Here is a 2,569-nt window from a genome sequence, read left to right on the forward strand (position 1 = left end):
TCTTCCAGATACCCCACACAATGCTCCACCAGCTCGCTGACCCGCTGGATGGCATTGCTCAGGCGCTCCAGATCGCCTTCTGCCAGGGGGGCGTAGCGATCTTCGGCCATCAGGTTGAGGGCGTTGGCGTCGCTGGGCGGCGTTGGGCGGCGGGCCAGACCGGCGGCGCCCATGGCGTTCTGCATTTCACCGTCCAGCCAGGCGATCAGGTCCGCGCGGTCGGCCAGGGCCTGGCCGAGGATAGCCATTTCCGGGGCTTCCACTTCAGAATCACGAAATGCCTGCACCAGGGCGGCCAGGCTGAACAAATGGTCGGCACCGGCTACCTGATAGGTGCTGGCAGACTGGCGAGCCAGGCCGACCAGCGCCGAATAGAGATGAAATACCACTGCACCGCGCAGGGCCAGGCGTACCGCAGGCACCGCACCAGCCTGTTCACGGGTGAGTTGGCGCAGCAGGGCCTGAGCAAAGTAGATCCGCTCGCGCAGACCACTGACGGCATTTTCTCGGACCATTCGGGACATGGGATAGTACTCGTTTATACAGGCTCGCCGCTTTTGAATCGCGCATCGGGCGAGTCTCAAATTGAAAATTACTGCGCCACAGCGCGCTATTCGTCATGCAAGTACCCACAGGGCATCTTCGACATACTTCCCACAAACCTGTGGGTTTGTGGGAAGCGATGCTCGCATCGCGAATGACCCGCATCGGGTTCAGATCAAGATTTCTTGGTAGCGGCCTTTTTCTTGGCCGGGGCCTTCTTCTTGGCTGCCGCTTTCTTTTTCGCGGGCGCCTTCTTCTTGGTCTGTTCCTCGACCCATTTGCCGTCCCGGTAGAAGGCCATCCAGCCGGTGGCCTTGCCGTCGATCTCGCTCATCACGTACTGCTCTTTGGCCTTGCGGCTGTAGCGCAGCACCCCGGGATTGCCGTCCGGGTCTTTCGCTGGCGCCTCAGCCAGGTACTTGTGCTTGGGATCGAGCTGCTCGGCAACACTCTGGATTTCCAGAATCAAGGGAGGCCGGGTTTCCCGGTTTTTCGGGAATTTGCTGGCCGCCAGGAACAGGCCGGAAGCACCATCGCGCAGCAGATAGTGGTCGTCATCATATTTCTCGCACTTGAGGTGCGGCATGGGAATCGGGTCCGCCCGCGGCGGTGCCGGCTCGCCACTTTTGAGCAGCTTGCGGGTGTTGCCGCATGCTTCGTTGGTGCACTTGAAAAACTTACCGAAACGACCAGTGCGCAGCTGCATCTCATTGCCACACTTTTCGCACTCCAGTACCGGGCCATCGTAACCCTTGATGCGGAACTCGCCCTTCTCGACCACGTAGCCATCACAATCCGGGTTGTTACCGCAGATGTGCAGCTTGCGCTTCTCGTCGATCAGGTAGTTTTCCATCGCCGTGCCGCACTTCTGGCAACGCTTCTTGTTACGCAGTTCCTTGGCTTCCGCTTCCTCGTCATCGGCGTTCACCGACTCGGCTTCTTCGCCAGGCAGCAGATTGAGGGTGGCGGTGCAGCGCTCCTTCGGGGGCAGGCTGTAACCTGAACAGCCCAGGAAGACTCCGGTGGAACCGGTACGAATCTGCATGGGGCGCCCGCACTTGGGGCATTCGATATCGGTATCCGTGGGCAAGTTGGCACGCATACCGCCGATGGCCTGCTTGCCACTGCCCTCGCCCTGAGCGGCTTCCAGTTTGCCCACGAAGTCACGGTAGAATTCGTCAAGCACATCCTGCCAGTTACGGCGGCCCTCGGCGATTTCATCCAGGGTTTCTTCCATGCGGGCGGTAAAGCTGTAATCCATCAGGTTGGGAAAGTTTTCCGCCAGACGGTCAGTAACGATATCGCCCATTTTTTCCGCGTAGAAACGACGATTGTCCTGGCGCACATAGCCACGATCCTGAATGGTGGAAATAATGGCCGCGTAGGTGGATGGGCGACCAATGCCACGCTTTTCCAGCTCCTTCACCAGGCTGGCTTCAGTGAAACGGGCCGGCGGTTTGGTGAAATGCTGATCGATATCCACCTGGTCGATGGTCAGGGTGTCGCCCTCTTTCACATCCGGCAGCAGGGTATCTTCCTGACCCTTGCGCGAAGCCGGAGGCTGGATGCGGGTCCAGCCGTCGAACTTCATGATGCGCCCCTTGGCTTTCAGCTCGTAGTCATTGCCGGTGGCGGTTAGCGTGGTGCTCAGGTATTCCGCCGGGGGCATCTGGCAGGCAATAAACTGGCGACGGATCAGTTCGTAGAGCCGCTGGGCATCACGCTCCATGTCCTTGAGGGAGTCGGAGGTGCGGCGCACATCGGAGGGGCGAATCGCTTCGTGCGCTTCCTGGGCGCCCTCCTTGCTGCTGTAGGATAACGGCTTCTCGGGCAGGTACTTGTCGCCCAACTTCTCGCCAATCCAGTCCCGGCAGGCGGAAACGGCATCTGCGCTCAGATTGGTAGAATCGGTACGCATGTAGGTGATGTGACCGGCCTCGTAGAGACGCTGAGCCATCATCATGGTCTTCTTCACCCCGAAACCCAGGCGAGTGCTGGCCGCCTGCTGCAGGGTGGAGGTAATAAA

The 2,569-nt window shown here is 59.8% G+C and carries 2 protein-coding genes; both read right to left on the reverse strand.

Translation table 11 applies throughout. The features are described 5' to 3' along the window. Positions 1-524 (reverse strand): hypothetical protein (locus HUJ17_RS12480; protein WP_290510997.1); only part of this gene is annotated, 524 nt, incomplete at its 3' end. Between the two features lie 194 nt (positions 525-718). Further along, the coding region (locus HUJ17_RS12485; RefSeq protein WP_290510998.1) for a DNA topoisomerase at positions 719-2,569 on the reverse strand (1,851 nt) is incomplete at its 5' end.

This window comes from Alcanivorax sp. (assembly GCF_014762765.1).
In the GTDB taxonomy this organism is placed as follows: Bacteria; Pseudomonadota; Gammaproteobacteria; order Pseudomonadales; family Alcanivoracaceae; genus Alcanivorax.